This is a genomic window from Flavisolibacter ginsengisoli DSM 18119, assembly GCF_900129295.1.
Classification (GTDB): domain Bacteria; phylum Bacteroidota; class Bacteroidia; order Chitinophagales; family Chitinophagaceae; genus Flavisolibacter; species Flavisolibacter ginsengisoli.
On the sequence record NZ_FQUU01000026.1, the window covers coordinates 1 to 24,909 of the forward strand.

Below are 24,909 nucleotides of genomic sequence, written 5' to 3' on the forward strand. Positions count from 1 at the left end.
ACCAGGGCAGTGGCAAACTTATAAGAAGATGGTAACTGGCTTTATTTATAAGCGTATTGGGTTTTTTAAGGCATATACCGAACGCATAATAAAAAAGTACCAACCTCCTTAAACAAAAAGTTGGTACTATGCTATCGGAGCAAGCTATTCCTTGTGCAGATGCTCCCCAGCAGAGCTGCACTCCGCTTGGCTTGCTAAACAAAATTATCTAACTTAATTATTAACTACTGTAAACTTATTCTGGAATAAAGTGTAAACCAAAAATGGTGTACCTGCTAAAATGACAACCAATATTGGAACAACATTAAAAAGTGTCAACCTATTTTGGAACTACACATTGCGCTTCTTGTGTTATGTAACGGCTATGTGCCGCCTATGTGCCGCCTTTGTAACGCCTCTGCAACGGCTCTTTAAAGAGGCGTTACAAAGGCGGTTTATGCTTGTAACAAACCAGCTTTAGTGTGGTACCATTAAGTAGGATATTCCCTTGGGGTTCAAAGGGATGGTAAATAGTAGCTTTCGATAGGACTTTTTGACATCCCGACCAGGGTGTATCGTGCTTACATGGTGCAAATCATTGCAAATCCATTTGATTTTCATTACCTTTTGCCAAAAAGAAAGATATGCCGCAAAGCCGCAAGCGTCATGGACATCATGAATACCGCAAACCATCTGACATACCTTCCCGGCAACGAACCAAAGGAAGAATAACCTGGGCGATCTTATTTGCCGTGTTTGGATTACTGGTAGCCTTCTTTGCTGCCGGTGATAATTACACTGTGCTTATAGTTGGAGCCATACTTGGAGCTGCCATAGGATATGTAATTGGAAAAAACATGGAAAAAGAAGCAGCGCAGTAACCCGTACTGTTTAAACTGTTTTAGTATAACCATACCAAATGTCTTTTCATGCACTAAACTGGTGCTCAGCGGCTTGCTATTGCCTGCCAAACCTAATATGCATTGGATAAATTCCGGGGATGGTTTTTTCTTTTATAAGGGTTATCGGTATGAAATGCCCTTCTCTCCCTAATTTTACCGCAATCATTTACTATGAACATCCGGATCTTAATTACTGGCGGCACATTTGATAAAGAATATAATGAACTTACAGGTCAATTATATTTCAACGACTCTCACTTACCTGAGATGCTTGATCTTGGCCGTAACCTGGCCCCGGTAGAGATCAGGACATTAATGATGGTAGATAGCCTGGAAATGACTGATGATGACCGCAACCTGGTGGCGGAGCATTGCGTGAAAAGTCCTGAAGACAAGATCATTATTACCCATGGCACGGATACCATGGCTGAAACCGCCCAATTGCTGGCTAAAAAGATCAAAAACAAAACGATTGTATTGACAGGCGCCATGATACCTTATAAGTTTGGATCATCAGACGGATTATTCAACCTGGGAAGTGCTTTGGCATTTGTTCAAACACTGCCCACAGGCGTATATGTAGCCATGAACGGCCGCTATTTTCATGCTGACAACGTTAGAAAGAATAAACTAACCGGTGTTTTTGAAGAGCTTAAATAAGCCAGGTTAAAAGTTTATCCGGGTGAGTTAAAATTTTACTCATTGTGATACTTTCTAATGAAGTTTTAACCCGCGTATGATTAGCTCCTTAGGGTATTTATTTTAATGCCCCTATTTTTGAACTGAAATTGACTATAGAGTTCGCTATAGGTTTACCATTATTCAACTAAACATTATTTTATGAAACCTCGCCATCTTCTTTTGTTTTGCCTGCCTGTATTGGTATTCACTTCCTGTGTAAGTCGTAAGACCTTAAAAGCCGAACAGGATAAATACGCCAAGCTGAATACTTTTTATATGCAGGTGCAGGATGACCTGAGAAAATGCCGTGAAGATGAAGCAGAAGCTTCACGCCGCAAAGCCTTATTGGAAACTGAGATCACAGGACTGAATAAACAGGTTGATTTTTTAAAAGAAAACAACAATACTGTTCTGAACCAGTTGAAGGATCTATCAGTGATCTCCAGCTCGCAGGCTGAAAGCATTAAAAAATCACTGGATAACATAGGTGCTAAAGATAGCTATATTCAATCCCTGCAGAGCGCCATTGCACGCAAGGATTCATTGAATATGGCATTGGTGATGAACCTAAAAGGAGCACTAAGTGATATCAATGACACAGATGTGGAGATCAAGGTTGAAAAAGGAGTAGTGTTTATCTCCATTTCAGATAAAATGCTGTTCAAAAGCGGCAGTTCGGAAGTATCTGATAAGGCTATGACAGTACTAGGCAAGGTTGCACAAGTATTGAACAGCAAGCCTGAGATAGAATTTATGGTGGAAGGCCATACGGATAATGTAGCCATCAAAAACAATTGTATTGCAGACAACTGGGACCTGAGTGTAAAAAGAGCCACTTCAGTGATCAGGATACTTCAGAATAAGTTCAATATTGATCCCAAGCGTATGACCGCAGGAGGACGTGGTGAATACATTCCATTAAAGACAAATGACACTGCGGAGGGTAAGGCCGCTAACAGGCGCACACGCATTGTAATACTTCCACAACTTGACCAGTTCTTCCAACTACTGGAAAAGCCACAGGGAACAAAACCTTAATAAATGAAAAGCCACCTGAGGGTGGCTTTTTTCATGCTGAATATTGAAACATTAGTTTTAAAATAATCGTAACTGCACGCCTTTTGAACGCTTAGGAGGCCTGGCATCGCCAAACACAGTTTTACCTCCATACTTCCAGCTTTCACTGATCTCTTTTTCAATCACCTGTTGCAGGTTATCTGTTGGAATAAAATCTTTTTCTGCACGGGCAGCCAGGGCATGTAATTTCTTTAAGGCTTCCGTTTTTTCTGTCTGCCCAATCTTTGCCTTATACACCGCTTTTTGCAAAGTGCTGATCACTTCATCGTACGTTTTGGTGGGCACAGGAAATGGATGTCCATCCTTACCACCATGCGCAAACGAAAAACGGGCTGGATCTTTAAACCTTGAAGGAGTGCCATGTATCACTTCACTTACCAATGCAAGTGATTGAACTGTCCGTGGACCCACTCCTTCCAATAATAACAGGTCTTCAAAATCTTTGGGCTGCGCCTCATGTGCCAACCAAAGTATGGATCCCAGCCGGCGCAGGTCAACATCCTTGCTTCTGACATCATGGTGCGAAGGCATTACCAGTTGTTGTATCTCCTGCATCATGAGTTCAGGTTTTTCCCGCGAAATGCTTAGAATTCCATTGCGTGAGCCACCAGCTTCCATGGCAGTAAGGTTGAGAATCTGTCCCTGGTTTGTTCCGCAAATGGCAGCATGCGGCTCTTCAACAAAGGACTGAACCAGGGCTGAATGCCAATGGTACCTACGGGCCATTGAATCACCTTCACGCATCCCTTGCTGCACTACGCTCCAATCGCCCTCGTTGCTTACAATAAAATTATGCGTGTAAAGCTGGAAGCCGTCCTGGATAGCTGTATTATCTACCTTGGCACTAAGCTTACTATGGCGAACCAGTTCGTCTGCATTCAAACCAGTTTGTTCACCAACACCTATCAATTCCTGGGGAGCCTGTTTTGAAAATTTTCCCTTACCTCCACAGATATAAATGCCCAATTCTTTTGAATGTGGATTAACCGCCCTTTTTAATGCACCCATTACAGAGGTAGTTATACCGGAGGAATGCCAGTCCATGCCCATTACGGCTCCGAAACTCTGGAACCAGAATGGATCACTCATACGGCTTAAAAACTCTTTCTTACCATACTCACCTACTATGGATTCCGTTATAGCCAAACCAAGTTTCGACATGCGCTCATAAAGCCATTTAGGAACATAGCCATAGTGTAAGGGAAGATCGGCTGAGCCACTGCGCTTCATAGCGTTAAAGGTACCAAATCAGTGCCTGGATGAAGGCTACAAACTGTTAATACCGAAATAGTAAAATGTTGTTTAAATTACAAAATCAAAATAGTGTAGAATGAAAAATTTAACTGCGTTTATTATCTGTTTACTAGCCACCTGTCATATAGCTTTTTCACAATCTTCCCCAACTACGGTCAGCTATAATAAAAGCGACCAGCCAGCTTTAATGATAGAACTGCCCTATACCGAAGATGTATCCCAGGGCTTTATTGTGACGAATTTAAAAAAGACGGGTTACGAGCCTGAAACAAAAGGAAGTCTTTTCTGGAAGAACAATAAGATCAATGGCTACTATACCTTCAAGGGGGTACGACTGCAGGGAAGCAACGAGCCGGTGGACCTGTACTTTAAGGTAGAACCCAAAAGCAGGAAACAGAAGGACAAATCCATTATTTATTTATTGGTCAACAAGGGCAGTGAGGGATTTATTAATTCAGGTTCGGACTACAATGCAGCCCAGCAATTCCTGAATGGATTTCTTGAACAATCTGCAGGATATAAACTAGACCTGGACATAAAAGCGCAGGAAAATACACTGAAAGACGCCCAAAAGAAATTGACCAAATTACAGGATGATGAAAAATCAATAAATAAGAAAATAGAACAATTGCAATCTGACCTGAAAAAGAACCAGCAGGACCAGGAAAATCAGCAAAAGACTATTGAATCAGAACAAAAGAAACTGGAAGAACTTAAAACCGGTAAGTCCTCTTAGAATACTTCTTATAAATGCGCCACTGGATTGTGGCGCATTTATAATATTTCACCTGTAATTAAACCAGAAGGATTATTTAACCTTTCAAAATTGTTTGTAATCATTACCCTATTACACTTCCCAATGCAATGCAATTAAGTCAGGCTCCAAACTGTGTGAGGTGGTGATCTAAATGTTTGTAAGCAAACATGGCCCACTCCTGCGAACTCATTTTACCAAAGAAAGGGTGAATGGTTTCAGTGATCATATAACCTTCAGTGGAAAAACGTTTGATCAGGCTAACCAGTTTTGCCTTTTCCTGTAGCATATCTCTTTGGTCTGCAATTTTAAATTCCCTTGCGGTGGGCAAATTTTTTGGCCAGGGCTTATTTATAAATAATTTCTTTTTGGCCATCTTACCGAATAAAATAGCTGGTAGCCCACGCTTTAATCTTTTCTCGCCAAAGAACACTTCGAAGGTGGCCTGGCAGTGAGCCATCATTTGAGCTGCATTCATTTTACCCCACCGGGGCTGTGTTGTAAGTTGAATTTTTTCAAGACGTGAAATGACAACATCAGCAGTTGTTGGTTCAAATAAATTATCCATAGCAGGAGAATAATATATTAAGTTACGAAACAGCAGAATATTGCCAAAACAGTATTCACAGCTGTAAAAAGAAAAGTAGCAGTTGAATTTTTAAACCGGCGAGGTTTACGTATAAAGCACCTGGCAGGTATTGCAAAAAAATGTACGTCTTTGGGTTTTCCCCAGGTATTCCTTTACAATAATATCTCCATCTCTCAGGCATAGTTTCCTGGTATGGGCCAGCCAATGCTTACGAAGGGTATATTCCTTTTTCCATTCCAGGAAATCGAAGCTATATTGACGCGCTTGTTTTATCATTTCGGTTAGTTTCCTGGGAGGAAGATCGCCCACCTTTGTTTTGGGATGCACCTTAATGCGGTACAATACTTCGTTTTTAATGATATTCCCCACGCCGGAAAATATCATCTGGTCGAGCAAGGCATCCGTTACCATGATATGCGGCAACGCTTTTAATTTTTTCCTGGCAGATGCAGGATCCCATGTATCACTTAATACATCTGCCGACCAGTCGTATATTTCATCGAGGGGTTCTTCTATTAGCCTGACAGCGCAGGTATAAAGATTCAGTTCGCCTTTGGCGAATTGCAGATGAAGGCGTGGCACCGTTTCCTTTTGATCATTAACCAGGTATTTGCCAAACATGAGAAAATGGATACGTATGGTAAAGCCTTTAAAACACAATAAAAGATGTTTGCCCCAGGTTTTTATATCCAGGAGCTTTTTATTGAGCATGCGTTCTTTTTCTATTTTAGAATTGCCCGCTACGGCCAATACCTTTTTACCAATAAACAACTGCATCTCTTCTTTTGCTATGACAAGGGAAGGCCCTTCAGGCATAATAAATTTTAGTACATAGGTATTCAAATACTAAGCCATGCAAAGATTTGCCAGGGGAGAAACCCTTGACAATTGTCCATAAGCTGAGAATACTATGCAGCTAAGGAAAAGAAGAAAAAGCACATCGCTTGCAACTTCCTTCAGTTGTCATTCCAGGCAATCATAATTTATTTATGAGTCTTAAGCATTGCTATTCTAAAGGCCAGGGTTCCTGGAAAAAGATTAATACCCTTTGATGAACGGCTGAAAAAAGAAATAGATACTATGGAAAGGGCTGACTTTAAATGAAATGTTCATACGCTGTGAATGACATAAGTAACCACCCCCCAGATGCAGGCATCACCCTGGCTGAGTACCAGTGGTGCCAACTTATCCCCTATCAGGTGCATACGTTTTTCAATGACCATTAATTTACGGATAAGCAGCTCGCCTCCTATTACAGCAATAACAACCTTACCATCGCCTGCAGCTAATGCCCTGTCAACTATTACCACGTCACCTTTCTGGATACCTGCATCTTTCACCGCATTGCAATTGACCCTTAAAAAGAAAGTGGTTTGCTTGTTCTTTACCAATGCTTCATTCAGATCTATGACACCCCATGAATTGTTGTCCGGGTTAATGTTACCCTGGCCCTGCGATTGGGTCAGAAGCGAAAAATGTTGATGAAAGGAAGATTCCTTTACGAAAGTATTTTTATCCATTGCTGTTGGTTTGACTAAATTAATTAGTAAATTTATACTAAATATTTTTGCATAGCACAGAAAGGAATCCACATATGAGAAACGCTAAAGAATTTGCAGGCTTTGCTGCTCACGCTGAATGGGTTGATTATGAACTGGTTGTTATACCCGATGAAGCTACCAATGAAAGTTTGAGGTCTGAACAACAGTTTTTCCAGGAGTCATTTATGTCCGGTAACAATTTTACAGGTCACCCTCATATATCTATAGCCCGTTTCCAGGCAAAGGAGATCTTGGAAGAAACGCTGGTAAGATGGATAAAAAACATTTGCCTGTTGCACTCCGGTTTTGAAATACGTCTTAACAATTTCAGCAGTGTTCCTCCACATACTATTTATTTACGCATTTTGGATCCGATGCCTATCATTCACATAGGTAACCAGTTGAAGATGATCAGCAGTTTTATTGAGAGTAATAACTGCCCACCTCTTACAATCAGTTCAAAACCTCATTTAGCAATAGTATCCGGACTTTCAGAAGGTATCTATGAAAAAGCAGTTAAGGAATATGCACAACGCAGTTTTAGTCAATGCTTCACCGTAGAAAAGTTGGTGTTGCTGAAAAGAGAAGGTCTCTATGATACCAGCAGGGTGGTAAGTTCTTTTCGCCTTGCCACAACTGCCACTAACCAATAGTTGTTTGCCGGTTTTGTATATATAAGAAAGCATCCCGCTTCGGCGGGATGCTTATTTTTTAAAAGTTCTTATCAGAGTGTGTGAACTGGCCGGTTGTGGCATGTTTCCCTTCACCCAGTTCTTCAATCATTTTTTTATTGAAGGCATCGAGGTCTTTAGGACTTCGGCTGGTTACTAAACCATTATCCACTATTACCTCTTTATCTTCCCAATTTACGCCTGCATTAACCAGGTCTGTTTTAATAGAAGGATAGGAAGTCATGGTTCTCCCATCAAGCATACCTGTTTCTATCAAGGTTTGAGGACCATGACAGATAGCTGCCAGTGGCTTACCCTGTTCAAGGAAGTGTTGTGCAAAAGATACCGCTTCTTTATTCAGGCGCAATGTATCAGGATTCATAACACCACCAGGCAAGACAAGCATATCATAGTCCTCGGGGTTTGTACCTGAAAGGTTTTTATCTACCGGGAGCTCAATACCCCAATGGTCGTGGTTCCAGCCTTTTACTTTATTCTTTTGCGGAGACACTATATGAACAACGGCACCAGCCTGTTCCAATGCATTCATCGGGCTGGTCAATTCCACTTCTTCAAAGCCAGTATCAGTAAGGATGGCGACTTTTTTGCCAGTAACATCTCTTGCCATATTGAATCAATTTTAATTGTGAATGATATATTCTTCAGGCCTCAAAAACCAAACCACCCGGGGTTTTGTTTAACCAATTAAAATCTTCTGTACTTTCAACCCTAACAATTTGCATATGAAGTATTTGAAAGGAATAATTTGTTTGATAGCAATAGGCTCTGCCATAGTATACATGGGATGTAACCGCGGTCCTTATGCAGCTACCAATAAATCTTATAAAAAACAGGCAAAGGAATATGCCAATATCCTGAAACAAACACCTCTTACAGATTCTTTATCCTCAGGAGACTGGGTAGGCACCACCAACTTTAATTTACGCAAGCCCAATTATGTGGTTATACATCATACAGCACAAAACAGTTGCGCACAGACCCTTCAAACTTTCACTATGCCGCGTACCCAGGTAAGCGCCCATTATGTCATATGCAGGGATGGAACAGTTCATCATATGCTTAACGATTATTTGAGAGCCTGGCATGGGGGTTTGGCAAAGTGGGGCAACAATACAGATATTAACTCCTCATCCATTGGCATTGAAATAGATAATAATGGCTTTGAACCCTTCTCAGAACCAGCCATTACCAGTTTGCTGAAAATTTTATCCGGACTTAAAAAGGCCTATAATATCCCGGCTGCCAACTTCATAGGTCATGCAGACATTGCTCCTACCCGGAAAAATGATCCAAATGTTAATTTTCCATGGAAAAGACTGGCTGATAGTGGGTATGGGATATGGTGGAGTGATACCACCGCTGTAGTTGTACCTGATGACTTTAATACGTTACAGTCCTTACGCCTGATTGGGTATGATACAAGGGACAGTTTGGCAGTTTTCCAGACTTTTAAACGGAAATATGAGCAAATAGACTCCAGCAAAGTGTTTCTGCCAGAGGATAAAAAAGTGCTATACACTCTTTTTAAAAACTTTTACTAAACCAATACCAGCGTAGTTTTTCATAGCTGACCTCGTTAGTTTACGATTCTTTTCCGGCCTTTTATTTGTAACTTACTGCTTGAAACCGTAAACGATCACCTATGAAATTAATTATACTCTCATGCATCTTTTCTTTTGTTACACTTGTAACAAATGCCCAGGTCAATTCACTACCTCAGGGGCGGTATGAAACCGTAATCAAAAACAATGGTAAGTGGGATAAAGGGGATATTCAATTGATAGATGATGGGCATTATAAGATAGGCAACAGCAATGAATCTGGTGAATATCGGTTCAGTGCCACAGCACAAAGAGTGTTCTTCACTTCTGGTCCTTTAAAGGGCATTTTCGCCAGAACGGTAAAGGCAAATAGTTCACCCGCTATTCTTATCCCATTGTCTGAAAACCAGCAATTAGGTTTAAAACTGGCTACAGCCGATATCGTCGGCTCACTTAAAAATTAGCATATAGCTATTTTGGATAGCCCGGTTAATGGGACACCCAGGGACTTTCATAGCATGGCAATTGATTTGCAAATACACCTGCAAAGGAAATCTATGAATTTAAAAAGAACATTTGGGGTGATCCTGACAGTTTTAGGTATTGGAGGTCTTATTTACTTTGCCACTATTTTTATGAATTCGAGTGGCGCTGAAAGGCAAATAAAGGCCCTTATTGTTTATGGGGTATTGGGCGCCATATTCTTTTTTACAGGGATTAGCCTTATCCGGACAACCCGGGATGATTCACGTCCACCAGTCAATTAAAAATTGTTTTTACTTCTTCAACAGAACATAAACTGTGCAAATAGTAACTTGCTGCCGTGAGTTATATATTGAATATTGACACTGCGGTTGTTTCTGCTTCCCTTTGCCTTTCGAAGGATGATGAAGTGCTGAAGTTAAAGATCAACCCTTCACAAAAGGATCATGCTTCCTGGATACATGTAGCTATAAAGGAAATGATGGAGGAAGCAGGCATATCCCTGCAGGAACTTGATGCCATTGCAGTCAGTTCCGGGCCAGGTTCTTATACAGGCCTTAGGGTAAGCATGGCAACAGCCAAAGGGTTGTGCTATGCATTGCAAAAGCCATTGATAACAGTAGGTACATTAAAAATGATGGCTGTTGCAGCAATGGACACTACAACAGATCTTTTATGCCCCATGATTGATGCCAGGAGAATGGAAGTTTTTACTGCAGTTTATGATCATTCGTTCTCTGAAATCTTGACGCCGGTCAATATTATTCTTGAAAATGACAGTTTTAAAGAACTGTTGCAAACAAACTCTATACTTTTTTTCGGCAATGGAAGTGAAAAATTCAAGTCACTGACCACGGACCCTAATGCTTATTTTAAAAACGTGGAGGCAAATGCCAAACATATGACAGGCTTAAGTTTCAGCCAATTTCAAAAACATGAATTTGCAGATCTTGCTTATTCTGAACCTTATTATGGCAAAGCATTTTACACCCCCTTTGTTAAACCTTCTTAATAATAATTATTGATTTATATTAATTTGATTTGCATAAGCGTTAGGTATTTATAAATTTGTGATAACTGAACAAGAGTGAAATGTCTATGAACAATGTAATCCTGGAAACTGCTGTTGCCAGTTCTTCAGAGCTGAAGATCGATGTACTTCAACTGAAGAAAGCAGCACTTATTTTACGTGCGGTGAATCATAAGCTTCGCCAGCAAATTCTAAAACTGATCCATCAGAATGGAAAAATGACTGTTACGGAGATTTACGTAAAGCTAAGGCTGGAGCAGTCAGTTGCTTCCCAGCACCTGGCTATTTTACGTAAAGCAGGGTATGTAAATACCGTTCGTGATGGAAAGTTTATTTTCTATTCAGTGAATTATGATCGTTTGGATCAGGTACATTCAATTGTACAGGAGTTGTTAAAGTAAGACTGCCTAACAGTAACAAATTCCTTTGAGGGCAATCAAGTATTTTTGCGCTCAAAGGAATTTTTATGTTTATAAAACAATTATACACAGGCTGTATCAGCGAAGCCGCTTACTACGTAGAAAGCAATGGAGAGGCTGCTGTTATTGATCCCCTGCGTGACATTGATACCTATCTACAGTTGGCCCTGGAAAGAAAGGCTACTATTAAATATATTTTTGAAACGCATTTCCACGCCGACTTTGTCAGCGGTCATATAGACCTGTCTAAGGCCACAGGCGCTACAATAGTATATGGCCCCGGAACAGTTACAAAACTTGATGTTCATATAGCCAAAGATGGTGAAGAGTTTAAACTTGGCGATATTGATATTGAAGTGTTGCATACACCTGGCCATACCCTGGAATCTTCCTGCTTCCTGTTAAAAAACGAAAAAGGTGACGCACATTGCATATTTACAGGTGATACCTTGTTTGTAGGTGATGTTGGACGCCCTGACCTGGCACAAAAAGGAGCTGAACTTACTATGCAGGACCTTGCCGGCATGCTGTATGAAAGCTTGCAGAAAAAGATCATGCCCCTGGAAGATAATGTTATTGTGTATCCTGCGCATGGCCCGGGAAGTGCCTGTGGCAAGAACCTGGGGCCTAACACTTACAGTACCATTGGGGAAGAAAAACAAAACAACTATGCTTTAAAAGCAAAGGATAAGAAAGAATTTATCAATGCCGTCACTGATGGATTGGTGGCGCCTCCTAACTATTTCCCAATCAATGCGCAAATCAATAAAGAGGGTTATGAAAGTTTAGATGCCGTGGTAGAACAAAGCTTAAGACCCTTATCAATTGCAGTTATAAAGAAAGCTGTGGATGAACACGAGATCATATTAGATACCCGCAATGCTGAGGCCTTCAGCCAGGGATATATCCCGGGTTCTATATTTATTGGCCTTGAAGGCCGATTTGCAGAATGGGCAGGTAGTCTACTCCCATTTGATAAACCTATTATCCTCGTTACTGAACCGGGCATGGAAAAGGAAACAATCATCCGGTTAGCCAGGGTGGGCTTCAGCAATGTAAAAGGATATGTAGATGGTGGTTTTGAGGCCTGGAGAGCAGCAGGTGAAGAAACAGATATGATCATCAATATTGAAGCGGATGAGTTGGCCATGGACATTCCATTTGATGATAAGCTTGTAGTGCTTGATGTAAGAAAGCCTGCGGAATTTGCTGAAGGACATGTAAAAGATGCACTCAACATACCCGTTAATGAGTTAACAGATCCATTGAATATTGCTTCGCTGGAAGAAGATCAAAATATTTATGTACACTGCCAGGGCGGTTACAGGAGTATGATCGCCACTTCATTATTAAAACGTGAAGGCATACATAACCTGAGAAATATTGTAGGTGGCTTCAATAAAATCAAGGAAGAGCCGAAGATCAAGACAGAGAAGGAAAAGAGTGTGTTGAATTAATGTAACTAATTAATAGGGCAGGCATATATATGAAAGCCTGCCCTATTTTATAAGACCCTTTAATATATTGGTCCATATTCTTCTTTCCAATCCCACTTCCAACGGCGGTGGCTCCATAACCAGTTCTCAGGTTGTTCTCTCATTTTTTCTTCCAGGAACCGTGCATACATTTTTGTCAATTCCCCTTTGGGCAATGATCCTGGATTTTCAACCGCAAGGTCAAAGTAGCCTTTATAATGTCCCCTTTTGATCTTCTTTACATGGCAGAACACAACAGGAAGATTGCCTATTCTTGCACCATTCTCAGGTCCACGAACAAAAGGTGTAGGGCGTCCAAAGAAGTTGACCCAGATCCCGTTTTGAGGATAGGGCGGACTTTGATCGGCAACGAGCAAAAGGGCGTAAGGTTCATTACGGTAAGGCAATAATGCGTTTCGCATATTGGTAGCAGGCAACAGTGTACCTCCCTTGCGTGTACGCAACTTTACAAATAAACGTTCAAATACAGAACTGCTCAAAGGCATGTATACGCCCAGTACCCTGAGGTTGATCTGTGATACACAGGCCAGGTATCCCAATTCCCAGTTGAAGTTGTGCCCCAGGTGAACCTGGCATTTTTTACCTTCCGCTTTTAACCGCTCAAAAACCCTTAGGTCTGGGACGAAATGTTTATGCAAGAAAGCATCACTGGCACTAAATATCTTAATAGTCTCTGCAAAGAAGTCTGTAAAGTTTCTATAAAACTGTTTAGCGATTCTCTTTCTTTCTTCTAAAGTTTTCTCTGGAAAAGCGATGGCGAGGTTCTGCATTACCACTTCCTTTCTATATCCTGCCACATAATAAATAATAGCGTAACAGAAATCCGTCAGGAGATATAATACTCTTAAAGGGAGCAGTGATAATAAATAGAAAATGCCATAAACAACGTAATACATAAAGCAGGCAAAGATAGATGCCCGGGTTAAGAAGAAAATAGAAAAGGCGTTAAAAGCCTGTCTTCCCCTTTTGCCTCGTTTCTCTATGTCTAAACTATTACAACACGATATTCTGAACCAGATCAGATTTATAAGGATAATCAGTATTAAAATGCAATCCCCTGCTTTCTTTTCTAAAGCTGGCTGCCTTGGTGATCAAATATCCCACGGTAATCATATTTCTGAGTTCCAGCAATTGTGGTGATACAGTGGTTGTTTGATACAATCCTTCTGTTTCTTCAAACAGCAGGTCTATACGCCTGATGGCTCTTTGTAAACGAACATTGTTGCGTACAATTCCTACATAATCACTCATAACCTGTTGCAGTTCTTTCAGGCTTTGAGTGATCAGGATCATTTCTTTTGGTTCTGATGTGCCGCTGGCATTCCAGTCAGGAATATCGGGCAGGTTTTCAACCTGTTCATAACTACTCACACTATCCACATAGCACCTATGGGCAAACACCATAGCTTCCAGCAGAGAATTGGAGGCTAAGCGGTTGGCCCCATGCAAACCCGTGCTGGAGCATTCGCCGCAGGCATAGAGATGACGAATGGAACTATGGCCCCATTCATCTGTCTTGATGCCTCCACAACTATAATGAGCGGCAGGAGCTACAGGTATCATATTTACAGCAACATCAATTCCTATTGACAAACACTTTTCATAAATATTGGGAAAATGCTCCTTAAACTTTTCCATATCCATATGCCGGCAATCCAGGAAGACATTTTCAGTACCGGTTATCTTCATCTCACTATCAATGGCCCTTGCCACAATATCTCTTGGCGCCAGGTCTTTTCTTTCATCATAGCGTTCCATGAAGGCTTCACCATTAATATTTCGTAAAATACCTCCATCGCCTCTCACTGCTTCTGTGATCAGGAATGCCTGTCCTCTTTTGCCAGCTTCATACAATGCTGTGGGATGAAACTGGATAAACTCCATATTTTCTATCCGCCCCTTAGCCCTGTAAACCATTGCCACACCATCGCCGGTAGCAATGGAAGGATTGGTAGTGGTGCGGTACACCTGGCCATTACCACCTGTAGCCAGCAAGGTGATTTTTGATAATATCTTTTCTATCCGGTTATTTTTTGCATTCAACACATAAACACCATAACAATTAATATCAGGTGTTGATTTTGTTACCAGGTACCCCAGGTGGTGCTGGGTGATAATATCAATGACAAAGCAATGCTTGATGAACTCGATATTTGATGCTTTTTCAACTGCATCTAATAAAGCCCTTTCCATTTCCCTGCCTGTAACATCTTTATGGTGGAGGATACGAAATTCCGAGTGCCCTCCTTCCCTTCCCAGCTTGAAATCGCCTTCCGCATCTTTATCAAACTGTGCGCCCCAGTCAATGATCTCCTGTACACGGGCAGGACCTTCCTTTACCACTATTTCAACCACTTCTTTATTACACAAACCATCGCCAGCTATCAATGTGTCTTCGATATGCTTATCAAAACTGTCCTTCTCGAGGTCATTCACTACGGCAATGCCACCTTGTGCATACTTGGTATTGGTTTCATCCGCTGTTGCTTTCGTGATTATGGTAACTTTTTTATCCGGAAAATGCTGGGCTACTTTTAATGCATAGGTCAATCCTGCTATACCAGAGCCAATCACCAAAAAGTCTGTTTGCATGGCTGCAAATTATATCAAAATAAAAAGAGTTACTGTTTGGTAACTCTTTTTATATATTGGTCGAAAACAATATCTGCTTTAATATTCAATTCTGAATCCTAAAGACTTTGGATTATCAAAAAGGTCTGCGAGGGTAGATTTAATGGTAACTGTTTTCTTATCATCTGAAAGTTTTACCATTGCTCCTTCCACTTTAGTTGCCGGCTTTGGCAGGTGCAGTATACTGGTATATGTGATGCTGCCTAACATATCCCCTGCACTCTTCATCTGGCTATACTTCTCATCTTTCTTAAGGTCTTCCAATTTAGTTTCATTCAGCTTTCTTTCTATCAGTCCCTTTTTGTAGGTGATGTCAAAGAAATTATTGATAGAAGGCATACTGCCTTTATCTTCCATACCCGGAGGAATTTCTTGTTTCTTTTCCCCCTTATTGAATATATCTACACCTTTTCCTGAAGCATTCAGCTCAATGATCTTTTGCACATCTTCCAGCTTTTTAAATGGGTAGTTCATAGCCATTTTGAACACTTTATCTTTTTGCTTCATAGTCAGGCTGATTGTTGCACCTTTATACAACTGGCGCTGGTCTTCAGTTACGCCTGCAGCAGTGTCCATTACTGAACTTAGGTTGAAGGTGCTGTCAATATCCTTATCTGATAATTTTTTGAGCTGGCTGTTGGCACTGGTATCCATTGCAGCCATCATTTCAATCATATCAAACATGCCGCTCATGTCCATAGTTGTTTTGTAAGTGCCTGAACCATCTTTAGCTATGGTAAGTTCCTCTACAGTGTCAAGGCAACCTGAAAATACAAAGGCAGAGAAAAGCAGTACAATAGCAGTTAGTTTTTTCATTGTTATATATTTTGCATTACCTGCTGGGGTTCCACCCAGGCTTCATTTTCTTTTAAAAGATTAATTAATTCTTCAACGGCTATTTCACTTGGCACATTGCGCTTCACCACTTCCTTTCCCCTATACAGGGTGATCTTTCCAGGTCCGCTTCCAACATATCCAAAGTCAGCATCTGCCATCTCGCCGGGACCGTTAACGATGCATCCCATAATGGCTATCTTCAAACCTTTGAGATGGTTGGTAACTGAGCGGATCCTGGCTGTAGTTTCCTGCAGATCGAAAAGAGTTCTTCCACAGGAAGGACAGCTAATGTATTCTGTTTTAGAAATGCGTGTACGGGTAGCCTGTAAAATACTGAAGGAAGTATTGTTAATGAATTGCTCCACTGATTGTGACTGTATATAGTTGCGGCCACTTACTGCCTCCAGGCTGGAGGCCTGTAGTTTATAACTTTCAGTGGTCATACCAAAACAAACACCGTCACCCATTCCATCTAAAAGCAATGCCCCCCCTTCCGATGCATAATGGATTAAGTGTTCATCCATTGTTTTCCAATTGCTGTCAACTGTAATGACAACAGGATTCTGAATACCCCTGTTCATCAATTCTATGAACATCCTTCTTACAGCCGGCATGGAATGAGGATTCTGGCTGCTCAGGCATAGCACCACCTTTGGATCATTGGCCATGGCATCAAGGTATTCCCAATCAGTAAGGTCAGGTATTACTGCAGCCTCATGAAAACAATCAACCATTACAAAATTCAATTCATTGCTTTTGTATTCTGCCTGGGTATAGCCAACATCATCGTAAATGGGGAAGTATTTTGATTTGTCTTCTATCATCATCCAGGTAGCTGGATAAACTATCACCTTCAATGTACCGGGTAAGGAAAAATCCAGGATATTATGCCCGGTGAAAATATAATCAGCCGCCGTATCAGAAATACCCCATTTATCAGTAACAGCATCATAGCTGTAACCTACCGCCTGGAGATCAGCAGGAGTTATCGTTGTCAATTTGCTTAGATCTGCAATGACTACGGGCACCTGGTGTCCTCCCATATTGCCCACATGAAAAGTTGCCCTTCTCTTATATTCAAATGGATTATAGGGTAGCTTATCTACTTTGGGAATGCTTAACGGGTCAATTGTATCTTGACTCCTGCTGGCATAACGTTTTACAATATCCCTGCAAACAGGGATCTCGAATTCCGGATCTTCAGTCAGGGAAACCCGGATGGTATCACCTAAACCATCTTCCAATAACGTACCAATACCTGCAGCGCTTTTTATTCTTCCATCTTCACCGTCTCCGGCTTCAGTAACCCCAAGGTGAAGGGGATAACATTCATTGAACTCATCAAACATGGTCCTGACCAATAAACGGTATGCCTGAACCATTACCTGCGGATTGCTGCTCTTCATGCTCAATACAATATTGTGGTAGCTTTCGCTCCTGGCAATACGCAGAAACTCCATAGCACTTTCCACCATGCCCATGGGAGTATCCCCATAACGGCTCATGATGCGATCACTCAATGAACCATGGTTAGTACCTATACGCATGGCAGTGCCATATTCCTTACAGATCTTCACTAAAGGCGTGAAGCGTTCCCTGATCCTGTCTATTTCTTCAGCATAATCAGCATCGGTATATTCTATAAGCTCAAATTTTTTCTTATCAACATAGTTGCCGGGGTTCACCCTTACCTTCTCTATGATCCTGGCCGCAATTTCTGCGGCATTGGGTGTGAAATGAATATCAGCCACCAGGGGAGTTGTATATCCTCTTCTGCGTAATTCATTTTTGATCAGTAATAGATTTTCGGCTTCCTTTTTAGATGGAGCTGTGATGCGTACCAGTTCTGCCCCGGCTTCAATACACCGGATGGTTTGCTCCACCGTGCCCATGGTATCCATGGTATCTGTAGTGGTCATGGTCTGGATACGGATAGGGTTGTAATTACCCAGTAATAGATCTCCCACTTTTACTTCTCTCGTTGCCAGCCGTTTATATTCAGTAAGACTTTCGCAATAAAACTGCATAAGACGATCTCCTCCAGGAGTATTTTATGAATAGCAAAAATATCGCTTCCTTATCCATAAAGAACTGACGGAAATCTTAGATAAGTCATAAAACAGCTGATTGATAGGGAACTTTTGTAAAAATTACCAATCCTGGGCCTGTCCGCCACCCTTTTGCTTATTCTGGTTCTGGAGTTTTTGCTGCAATTGTTTTTCCTTTTCCTGTAAAAGCTTCAGCTTTTGTTCTGCTTCATTCTGGCTCATACTTGAGGAAGACTTTTGCTGGCTTTGTTTCTGTTCGTCCTGCTTTTTCTTTAATTCTGACAAGGCCTTTTGCAAATTTTCACGGGCATCTTTATCATTTGGATTTAACCTGAGGGCTTTTTTATAAGCTTCAATGCTTGGCTCCAGTTCCTTCTGCTTTGTATATGCCACTCCCTGGTTGTAGGCGGTTGCAGACCGCAGTTTGGTTTCAGGCCCGGCATTATATAATTTTTCCAGGACCTGCACTGCCTCATCATATTTCTTCTGCTTTTGAAGGGCATTGGCAAGGTTGAACTGTGCTGTTGTATTCCCCTGGTCTATTGATAATGCTTTTTTGTATTGGCCTTCGGCCAGGTCAAACTGAGTTTGTGTATAATATTTATTACCCTTAATGATGTAGCTGTTGGCGCTTTGCGCATGGCTAGCAACAGAAAATGATATCAATAGGGCTAAAATCAACTGCTTCATGCCTTCGCTTTTATTGGGTCCGTAATTTTTGCTTTTTTACTCCCTGGAGTAATTGTTTTCTTCCTGTCAGGGATAAATAGTTCTATTAATAACAGTCCAAGCATAGGAACGACCAGCCAGGCATAAAAACTATGATACGTGTACAATGAAGTATCACCCAGTGCCTTTTTATCGATCTCGGTATATTGGGACATTACTGTCTTTACCGCCGCTTCTGCACTTTCCAGGTGTACAAAGGTACCATTGGTAACCGTTGCTATCTGCTGCAATATCTGCTCATTCAATTTGGAAATGACTACCTGGCCTGCCTGGTCTTTTTTGGGTCCACCCGTTGCCGTATCCAATATGGTTGTACCCTCTGGAGATCCAATACCAATTGTATTGATCATAACGCCTTTACCGGCTAATTCTTTTGCCTTATCCAGGGCATCCTCATCATGCGTTTCCCCATCAGTTATTAAAACAATGGAACGAAATCGGTCGGACTCCTCGCCAAAGGCGATCTCAGCTTTTTTTAGTGCATCTCCAATACTGGTTCCCTGTGTAGGAACAGCACCCGGGCCTGCGCTTGAAACGTATAACCTGGCTGCTGACTGGTCAAATGTAAGTGGCATCTGCAGGTAGGCATTACCGGCAAATTCAATTAGTCCTATCCTATCATCCTTCAGATTGTCGATCAGTTTGGAAATAAATTGCTTGGCCCTTGCCAACCGGTTAGGTGCAATATCAGATGCCAGCATACTATTGCTCACATCCAGGGCAATAACAAGATCGATGCCTTTACGGGCCTCTGCAGAAGAAGCATCAGGTTTCCTGGGATTAGCCACGGCAATGCATCCTAATCCAAAAGCTATCAGCACCAGGCAAAATTTCAGTACTGTCTTTATGCGGGAATGATTGGTTATCAGTTTATTGACAACAACCGGGTCACCGGTTTTCTTGATGCTGCGTTTCTTCCAGAACTGGTAAAATATATAGAGTACTATAAATAAGAAAAGAAAGCCCAGTAAATAAAAAGCTTCAGGATATTGAAATTGAAGATTCAAGGATCAGGTTTTTCGGTTTAAGGCAAAGAATGTGCTAAAATACATATTTGACCTGTCAACCCCTAGTTTTCGCAAGTCTGAACCCGGTATTGCCTATTTTACGTAGGACCTATACCTTATTTATTTCCTTTCATAAATCCCAGGTCTGTCAAAATATCCTTAAGGATCTTCATACGGACACCTGTCATATCAAATGTCTTATCAGCTGATTCCAGGTTGAGCACGAAAAAATAAGGATGACGGTTTTCTTCAATCCAGCCTACGATCCATCCTATTTGCTTTTTATGAATGCTATCCCAGGGCGCCCAGCCAGTTTTATAACTGAGCTTGTACTCTGGTTTATCCTCCATCAGCATGGCGGTTTTCACTATTTCCTGGTTACGCTGGTGAAATGGCAACTGGTTAAAGTAAAGTCGTTTTACAAGGCCCATTTCCTCGTCCGGGGTGATCTTGAGAGAATGATCAAGCCAAAAGGTGTCAATTCTTGTAGTGATCTTTTTAGAACCATAGGAAAGTGAATCCAGCCAGTGCTGCATAGTATCCTTTCCAATCCGCCGGGCAACTTCCTGGTAATAAGGTACTGCGGATAACCTGAAGGCCTGGTACATACTGAGGTCTTTGTTCCAGCCTGCCACCGGCCTGGTAATACCATCCCATTTTATGACCATACTGTCATTATTGATGACCCCTGTCTGGAGCCCAATTAATGAATTCACTATTTTAAAGGTAGAAGCAGGTAGAAAAGCACTATCACGATAACGCTCCAGGTTATATACGGTAAAGTTTCCGGTACTATTATTTAACAAGGCAAAACAACCTTCTGCACCATTTTCTTTAAAGTATTTTCCCAGTGAATTATCAATATCTACATTATTGGGGGAACAGCCAATCAGTACGCATAAAAGCACAAGGCCTGGAAGAAATCTCATTGGATAGGTTCAAAATTTCGGCAAAGGTAACCTCCTGGGCAAAACTGTGGTGTTTAAAAACTTCTATAAAAAGCCAACTGCGAATGAATAACCTGGTAGCAGATCTAAAGATAGAGGTGAAGTTCCCGTTTTGAAGAAAACACGAGATTATAAATAAATACCATTTTTCAAACGAACATGTTTATTACCCTGGCAGTCTCTTTTCATGGATGTGCACGAGGGAAATGCGAGCATAATCATCATCCAACAAGCTAAAAGGAGGAAGATCCTTTTCATTACGTACGATTTATTGATAAAAATAATGGTAATTCTTAGGAATATCCGGATAAAAACGGAGCCTAAGTCATAAACGCTATATGATGTATGTTATTGTTTTGGCCATGAATAACAGGTAATTTTAAAGGAGTCAATAATTAAACTAACATATATGAAAAGAATTCTACCAATTTTTCTCTCCATGGTTATCCTTTTAATTGCCTGTAATCCTTCTGTAAAAACGGAGCAAATAAGCGAAACCAATAACGAGGCTAAAGTAAAACCGGTTTCAACCCCGAAAGATCCCCTGGTGGTAAAAATGCAGGAACTGGGCTCCTTACAACCACTGGGCCTGGATGAACTGGCTGCTTTATTACCTCAAAGCCTGAATGGTATCAGGCGTAGCGGTTTAACCATGAACAATAATATGGGTTATGCTACAGCTCATGCTGATTACGAAAAAAACAACAAGACAGACATGAGGGTTACCCTCTATGATTGCAGTGGAACCTCTGGATTAGCATGGTTTAGAGATAGTTATGCCTCCAAATTGAAAGATGGTTCAAAACAGATAGAACTCAATGGTGGGAAAGCCATTGAGGAATTTGATAACCAAACCAAGGTAACTTCTATTACTTACCTTACCAGGGGAAGGATACTAGTAAACATTTCTTCACGGGACATGGACCCTGAAAAAGTAAAAGAAGCTGCAGGGCAAATTGGCCGGTAGCTTATTTAATTAAAAAACGCAGGGTCAGGCTTTAAAAGCTTCCCCCTGCGTTTTACCAGTTTTTTTAAATTCTATTTTATAACACCCAGTTCTTTACCAATCCTGGTAAAGGCATTGATGGCTTTGTCAAGGTGCTCCTGCTCGTGTGCTGCACTGATCTGAACTCTGATCCTTGCCTGGCCTTTGGGCACTACAGGGAAAAAGAACCCTATAACATATATACCTTCCTGCAAAAGAGCGTCAGCAAATTTTGCCGCCAGTACGGAATCATAAAGCATAATAGGTACAATAGGATGCTCACCATTCTTAATATCGAAGCCCGCCTCAGTCATCTTTTCACGGAAATACCTGGTATTGCTTTCCAACTTATCTCTTAAAGTGGTGGTTTCGCTTAGCATATCCAGTACCGCGATACTGGCCCCTGTAATTGATGGGGCAAGCGTATTGGAGAATAAATAGGGACGGCTGCGTTGGCGAAGAATATCAATGATTTCTTTTCGTCCACTGGTGAAACCACCAGAGGCACCACCTAAGGCCTTTCCCAATGTTCCTGTTATAATATCTATCCTTCCCATCACACCCCGGTACTCATGTGTTCCGCGCCCTGTTTTACCCATAAAACCAGAAGCATGGCTTTCATCTACCATTACAATAGCATCATATTTATCAGCAAGGTCGCAGATCACATCCAGCTGTGCTATTGTTCCATCCATGCTGAAAACCCCATCTGTAACAATAACTCTGCTGCGCAAATGAGCAGATTCTTTAAGTTTAGCCTCGAGGTCCTCCATATTATTGTGCTCATAGCGGTAGCGTTGAGCCTTGCATAGCCTGACTCCATCTATTATAGAAGCATGGTTCAATGTATCGGAAATGATGGCATCCTGCTCATTGAATAGAGGTTCAAATACACCGCCATTGGCATCAAAAGCGGCCACATATAGAATAGTATCTTCTGTTCCAAGGAAAGTAGCGAGCTTTTGCTCCAGTTCTTTATGAATATCCTGGGTACCACAGATAAAACGCACTGAACTCATTCCATAACCCCTGGTATCCAGATAATGATGCGCAGCTTCAAGGGTTTTTGGATGAGAAGATAAACCCAGGTAATTGTTGGCGCAAAAATTCAAAACCTGCCTGCCATTTACAGTTATCTCGGCGCCCTGCGGAGAAGCTATAATTCGTTCTGTCTTATATAATCCTGAAGTTTTGATCTCCTCAACTTCCTGGCGGATACGTTCTACAAATTTATCGTTCATAACATTTGATTTGGAGTCGCAAATATAATCAGGTAAGCATCATATTGTCCTGGTTAGAAAGGTTCAGTTAACCCGCAATAAGCAACTCTACCTGCAACTAATTGCCCGGCAGTGGAATTTATTTTTGACATTCCTGTAACATAAGGCCTGATACCTTCGTCAAACCATTCAAACCAACGCCATGAAAAAGGTATTAAAAAGCAGGTATCTATTACTTGCATTCCTTTTTATCTTCATAATTTCTGCTTTTTCCTTTATTGCTTATTCAAGGTCGCATTCTGTTTCCACGGAAATAGAAAAATGCTGTCAAAAGCCCGAATCCAACAGCAATGAAATGCTTTGGGATATCCTTTCCCGGCAAATGGTATCAGCGGTACATATGTAATAAAAAAAATTTCTTCCTTTGTTGTAACTTTTACTTCACTACAGCGTATTACTGTAGAATCAAGCTGTTCTTGTTTACTGTTTATGACTGAAAAAGAATATAATGACTGTGTGAGCCTGTATGCTGACAATGTGTTCAGGTTCATTGTAAAAAACCTGCGTCACGAGGAAGATGCCCGCGATGTAGTACAAACAGCATTTGAAAAGCTATGGCGTAACCGGGAAGAGGTAGAACACGCAAAGAGCAAATCATACCTGTTTACTGTAGCCTACAACCAAATGATCGACCACCTGAGGAAATCGAAAAGGATTCACCTGAAAGAAGAATTTAAAGAAGATACAAGGGTTCACAGCAAGGAGTTCAATAATACAAAGGCTATTCTCAATGAAGCATTGGCAAAATTAGGAGAAACCCAACGGTCACTGGTAATGCTGAAAGATTATGAAGGTTACAGCTATGAAGAGATAGGAAGGATCATGAACCTGAGTGAAAGCCAGGTGAAAGTTTACCTGCACAGGGCACGCCTTCAATTAAAAGAGTACATTGTAAAAGTTGAAAATGTCATCTAATTCAAACGATATCAATACCGGCAATTACGAGGAATTCTTTATCCTGTATATGGATAACGAATTAACGCAGGAGCAAAGGAAGATGGTTGAATCTTTCCTGGAAAGCCACCCGGAGTTGAGGGCTGAGCTTGACCTTTTGTTAAGCACCCAACTACCTGCTGAAACGGTCAACTTTGATAAGGCATCGCTTTTGTCTTCTTCCATGAAGCTTAGTACGTCCGAAGAAGAACTCCTGCTTTACATCGACAATGAACTACCTGCAAGCGAGAAAAACCGCCTCGAATTAGAACTGGCTTCCAACAAGAAATATCAACATCAACATTCTATTCTTTTACAGACCAAACTGGATGCTGCCGAACTCATTCCCTATCCAAATAAAGAAGAACTATACCACCGTTCTACCAGGGTTATAGCATTCAAATTCTATTTACGCATTGCTGCGGCCGTTTTATTAGTGGCAGGCATGGGTTCTTTATATTTTTTACAGAATGGAAATAAGCCAGGGGTTGATTTTCCTGTAGCTGTAATTTCCAAAACCTCTGGTTCGCCTGCTGTAATTAAAAACGCAGAAAAGGCAACAACTTCCCCGGAAAGTGAACCTGTAATTAAAAATCCGGTTGAAATTGCCGGAACCAGTACTAAAGCAAATCCTGTAACTGAAAAAACGCATGACAACAGCAGGCATTTTGAAAATAATCCCATTGCCTATGTTGCCGACCCTAAAACAGAAAAAAGCATTGAGCCTGTAAATGACCAGGCAGGCAAACCATTGGAAAGATCAACTGCTGCCATTCATGTGAACAACCCTTCTCAGGCTCCTGCGGCTTCATTTGATCCATCTAAGCAAATCATTAACAACTCACCTGTAACTTCTGCGTTAGCTCAACGTAATACATCTATAAAGGCTACAGCATCTGAGGTACCAACGAATGATGTAGCTGAAAACAAAGAAAACAAAGGATCATTCAAAAGCTTTTTGCGCAAAGCTACCAGGATGATTGAAAGAAAAACAGGAATAGATCCTACCAATGGCGATGATGAAGAACTATTGGTTGGAGCCCTTGCAGTAAAACTTAAATAACCATTTACAAC

The 24,909-nt window shown here is 41.2% G+C and carries 28 protein-coding genes; 15 read left to right on the top strand and 13 right to left on the bottom strand.

Annotation, left to right across the window (positions count from 1 at the left end):
* The first annotated feature begins 623 nt into the window (after positions 1–623).
* The 3 genes from BUA53_RS19700 to BUA53_RS19710 all read left to right on the top strand — a co-directional run bounded on the left by BUA53_RS19700 (position 624) and on the right by BUA53_RS19710 (position 2,600).
* The gene (locus tag BUA53_RS19700) at positions 624–860 is read left to right on the top strand and encodes a glycine zipper domain-containing protein (RefSeq protein WP_072837118.1); all 237 of its coding nucleotides are present in this window, start codon (positions 624–626) and stop codon (positions 858–860) included.
* Positions 861–1,052: 192 nt separating this feature from the next.
* Entirely contained in the window at positions 1,053–1,541 is a 489-nt protein-coding gene (locus tag BUA53_RS19705; protein ID WP_072837119.1) for an asparaginase domain-containing protein, read from the top strand.
* 180 nt (positions 1,542–1,721) lie between these two features.
* Positions 1,722–2,600, top strand: a complete 879-nt coding sequence (locus BUA53_RS19710) for an OmpA family protein (protein ID WP_072837120.1) — start codon at positions 1,722–1,724, stop codon at positions 2,598–2,600.
* 57 nt (positions 2,601–2,657) lie between these two features.
* On the opposite strand, the gene BUA53_RS19715 is transcribed toward BUA53_RS19710, so the two are convergent.
* Complete coding sequence (locus BUA53_RS19715) at positions 2,658–3,869, bottom strand: DUF763 domain-containing protein (protein ID WP_072837121.1); 1,212 nt, start codon at positions 3,867–3,869, stop codon at positions 2,658–2,660.
* A 100-nt stretch (positions 3,870–3,969) separates the two neighbouring features.
* Between BUA53_RS19715 and BUA53_RS19720 the strand changes: the two genes are divergently transcribed.
* Complete coding sequence (locus BUA53_RS19720; RefSeq protein WP_072837122.1) at positions 3,970–4,629, top strand: hypothetical protein; 660 nt, start codon at positions 3,970–3,972, stop codon at positions 4,627–4,629.
* A 139-nt stretch (positions 4,630–4,768) separates the two neighbouring features.
* Here BUA53_RS19720 and BUA53_RS19725 read toward each other — a convergent pair whose 3' ends face one another.
* From BUA53_RS19725 to BUA53_RS19735, 3 genes are all read right to left on the bottom strand, one after another.
* The gene (locus BUA53_RS19725; RefSeq protein WP_072837123.1) at positions 4,769–5,215 is read right to left on the bottom strand and encodes a DUF1569 domain-containing protein; all 447 of its coding nucleotides are present in this window, start codon (positions 5,213–5,215) and stop codon (positions 4,769–4,771) included.
* 105 nt (positions 5,216–5,320) lie between these two features.
* Entirely contained in the window at positions 5,321–6,052 is a 732-nt protein-coding gene (locus BUA53_RS19730) for a DNA-formamidopyrimidine glycosylase family protein (protein ID WP_072837124.1), read from the bottom strand.
* Positions 6,053–6,345: 293 nt separating this feature from the next.
* On the bottom strand, positions 6,346–6,756 hold the full coding sequence (locus tag BUA53_RS19735; RefSeq protein ID WP_084080296.1) for a LexA family protein: 411 nt from the start codon (positions 6,754–6,756) through the stop codon (positions 6,346–6,348).
* A gap of 74 nt (positions 6,757–6,830) precedes the next feature.
* On the opposite strand from BUA53_RS19735, the gene BUA53_RS19740 reads away from it, so the two are divergent.
* A complete protein-coding gene (locus tag BUA53_RS19740) occupies positions 6,831–7,430 on the top strand; it encodes a 2'-5' RNA ligase family protein (RefSeq protein ID WP_072837125.1) in 600 nt (199 codons plus the stop codon).
* A gap of 58 nt (positions 7,431–7,488) precedes the next feature.
* Here BUA53_RS19740 and BUA53_RS19745 read toward each other — a convergent pair whose 3' ends face one another.
* Positions 7,489–8,076: a type 1 glutamine amidotransferase domain-containing protein gene (locus BUA53_RS19745; protein ID WP_072837126.1), complete on the bottom strand. Its 588-nt coding sequence runs from the start codon at positions 8,074–8,076 to the stop codon at positions 7,489–7,491.
* A gap of 115 nt (positions 8,077–8,191) precedes the next feature.
* Here BUA53_RS19745 and BUA53_RS19750 point away from each other — a divergent pair, with 115 nt between their 5' ends.
* The 6 genes from BUA53_RS19750 (at position 8,192) to BUA53_RS19775 (ending at position 12,399) form a co-directional block, all read left to right on the top strand.
* Complete coding sequence (locus BUA53_RS19750) at positions 8,192–9,010, top strand: N-acetylmuramoyl-L-alanine amidase (RefSeq protein ID WP_072837127.1); 819 nt, start codon at positions 8,192–8,194, stop codon at positions 9,008–9,010.
* Positions 9,011–9,111: 101 nt separating this feature from the next.
* Positions 9,112–9,474 carry a hypothetical protein gene (locus BUA53_RS19755; protein ID WP_072837128.1) on the top strand — a complete coding sequence of 121 codons (363 nt, stop codon included), beginning with the start codon at positions 9,112–9,114 and terminating at the stop codon, positions 9,472–9,474.
* A gap of 93 nt (positions 9,475–9,567) precedes the next feature.
* Positions 9,568–9,777, top strand: a complete 210-nt coding sequence (locus BUA53_RS19760; RefSeq protein WP_072837155.1) for a hypothetical protein — start codon at positions 9,568–9,570, stop codon at positions 9,775–9,777.
* A gap of 56 nt (positions 9,778–9,833) precedes the next feature.
* On the top strand, positions 9,834–10,505 hold the full coding sequence (tsaB, locus tag BUA53_RS19765) for a tRNA (adenosine(37)-N6)-threonylcarbamoyltransferase complex dimerization subunit type 1 TsaB (protein WP_072837129.1): 672 nt from the start codon (positions 9,834–9,836) through the stop codon (positions 10,503–10,505).
* A gap of 86 nt (positions 10,506–10,591) precedes the next feature.
* On the top strand, positions 10,592–10,924 hold the full coding sequence (locus BUA53_RS19770; RefSeq protein ID WP_072837156.1) for an ArsR/SmtB family transcription factor: 333 nt from the start codon (positions 10,592–10,594) through the stop codon (positions 10,922–10,924).
* A gap of 65 nt (positions 10,925–10,989) precedes the next feature.
* Positions 10,990–12,399, top strand: a complete 1,410-nt coding sequence (locus BUA53_RS19775) for an MBL fold metallo-hydrolase (protein ID WP_072837130.1) — start codon at positions 10,990–10,992, stop codon at positions 12,397–12,399.
* A 59-nt stretch (positions 12,400–12,458) separates the two neighbouring features.
* Here the strand turns inward: BUA53_RS19775 and BUA53_RS19780 are convergent, their stop codons facing one another.
* The 7 genes from BUA53_RS19780 to blaOXA form a co-directional block, all read right to left on the bottom strand.
* Complete coding sequence (locus BUA53_RS19780; RefSeq protein WP_317041279.1) at positions 12,459–13,487, bottom strand: lysophospholipid acyltransferase family protein; 1,029 nt, start codon at positions 13,485–13,487, stop codon at positions 12,459–12,461.
* Positions 13,432–15,030 carry an L-aspartate oxidase gene (gene nadB / locus BUA53_RS19785; RefSeq protein WP_072837132.1) on the bottom strand — a complete coding sequence of 533 codons (1,599 nt, stop codon included), beginning with the start codon at positions 15,028–15,030 and terminating at the stop codon, positions 13,432–13,434. Before nadB ends, BUA53_RS19780 begins: the two co-directional genes overlap by 56 nt.
* Before the next feature lie 78 nt (positions 15,031–15,108).
* Positions 15,109–15,885, bottom strand: a complete 777-nt coding sequence (locus BUA53_RS19790) for a hypothetical protein (RefSeq protein WP_072837133.1) — start codon at positions 15,883–15,885, stop codon at positions 15,109–15,111.
* A 2-nt stretch (positions 15,886–15,887) separates the two neighbouring features.
* The gene (gene ispG, locus BUA53_RS19795) at positions 15,888–17,933 is read right to left on the bottom strand and encodes a (E)-4-hydroxy-3-methylbut-2-enyl-diphosphate synthase (RefSeq protein ID WP_072837134.1); all 2,046 of its coding nucleotides are present in this window, start codon (positions 17,931–17,933) and stop codon (positions 15,888–15,890) included.
* Positions 17,934–18,056: 123 nt separating this feature from the next.
* Positions 18,057–18,644 (bottom strand): tetratricopeptide repeat protein, encoded by a 588-nt coding sequence (locus BUA53_RS19800; RefSeq protein WP_072837135.1) that lies wholly within the window; start codon positions 18,642–18,644, stop codon positions 18,057–18,059.
* Complete coding sequence (locus BUA53_RS19805) at positions 18,641–19,690, bottom strand: VWA domain-containing protein (RefSeq protein WP_072837136.1); 1,050 nt, start codon at positions 19,688–19,690, stop codon at positions 18,641–18,643. The genes BUA53_RS19800 and BUA53_RS19805 overlap by 4 nt, the downstream gene beginning before the upstream one ends.
* A 116-nt stretch (positions 19,691–19,806) precedes the next feature.
* Positions 19,807–20,619, bottom strand: coding sequence for a class D beta-lactamase (blaOXA, locus tag BUA53_RS19810; RefSeq protein ID WP_072837137.1), 813 nt, complete (start codon positions 20,617–20,619; stop codon positions 19,807–19,809).
* A 427-nt stretch (positions 20,620–21,046) separates the two neighbouring features.
* Here blaOXA and BUA53_RS19815 point away from each other — a divergent pair, with 427 nt between their 5' ends.
* Positions 21,047–21,604 carry a hypothetical protein gene (locus tag BUA53_RS19815; RefSeq protein ID WP_139256515.1) on the top strand — a complete coding sequence of 186 codons (558 nt, stop codon included), beginning with the start codon at positions 21,047–21,049 and terminating at the stop codon, positions 21,602–21,604.
* A 71-nt stretch (positions 21,605–21,675) separates the two neighbouring features.
* Here BUA53_RS19815 and kbl read toward each other — a convergent pair whose 3' ends face one another.
* Positions 21,676–22,863 carry a glycine C-acetyltransferase gene (gene kbl / locus BUA53_RS19820; protein WP_072837139.1) on the bottom strand — a complete coding sequence of 396 codons (1,188 nt, stop codon included), beginning with the start codon at positions 22,861–22,863 and terminating at the stop codon, positions 21,676–21,678.
* A 181-nt stretch (positions 22,864–23,044) separates the two neighbouring features.
* On the opposite strand from kbl, the gene BUA53_RS19825 reads away from it, so the two are divergent.
* The 3 genes from BUA53_RS19825 (at position 23,045) to BUA53_RS19835 (ending at position 24,898) form a co-directional block, all read left to right on the top strand.
* Entirely contained in the window at positions 23,045–23,248 is a 204-nt protein-coding gene (locus BUA53_RS19825) for a hypothetical protein (protein WP_072837140.1), read from the top strand.
* A gap of 83 nt (positions 23,249–23,331) precedes the next feature.
* Positions 23,332–23,817: an RNA polymerase sigma factor gene (locus BUA53_RS19830; RefSeq protein ID WP_072837141.1), complete on the top strand. Its 486-nt coding sequence runs from the start codon at positions 23,332–23,334 to the stop codon at positions 23,815–23,817.
* Positions 23,807–24,898, top strand: coding sequence for an anti-sigma factor (locus BUA53_RS19835; RefSeq protein WP_072837142.1), 1,092 nt, complete (start codon positions 23,807–23,809; stop codon positions 24,896–24,898). The genes BUA53_RS19830 and BUA53_RS19835 overlap by 11 nt, the downstream gene beginning before the upstream one ends.
* Positions 24,899–24,909: the final 11 nt, after the last annotated feature.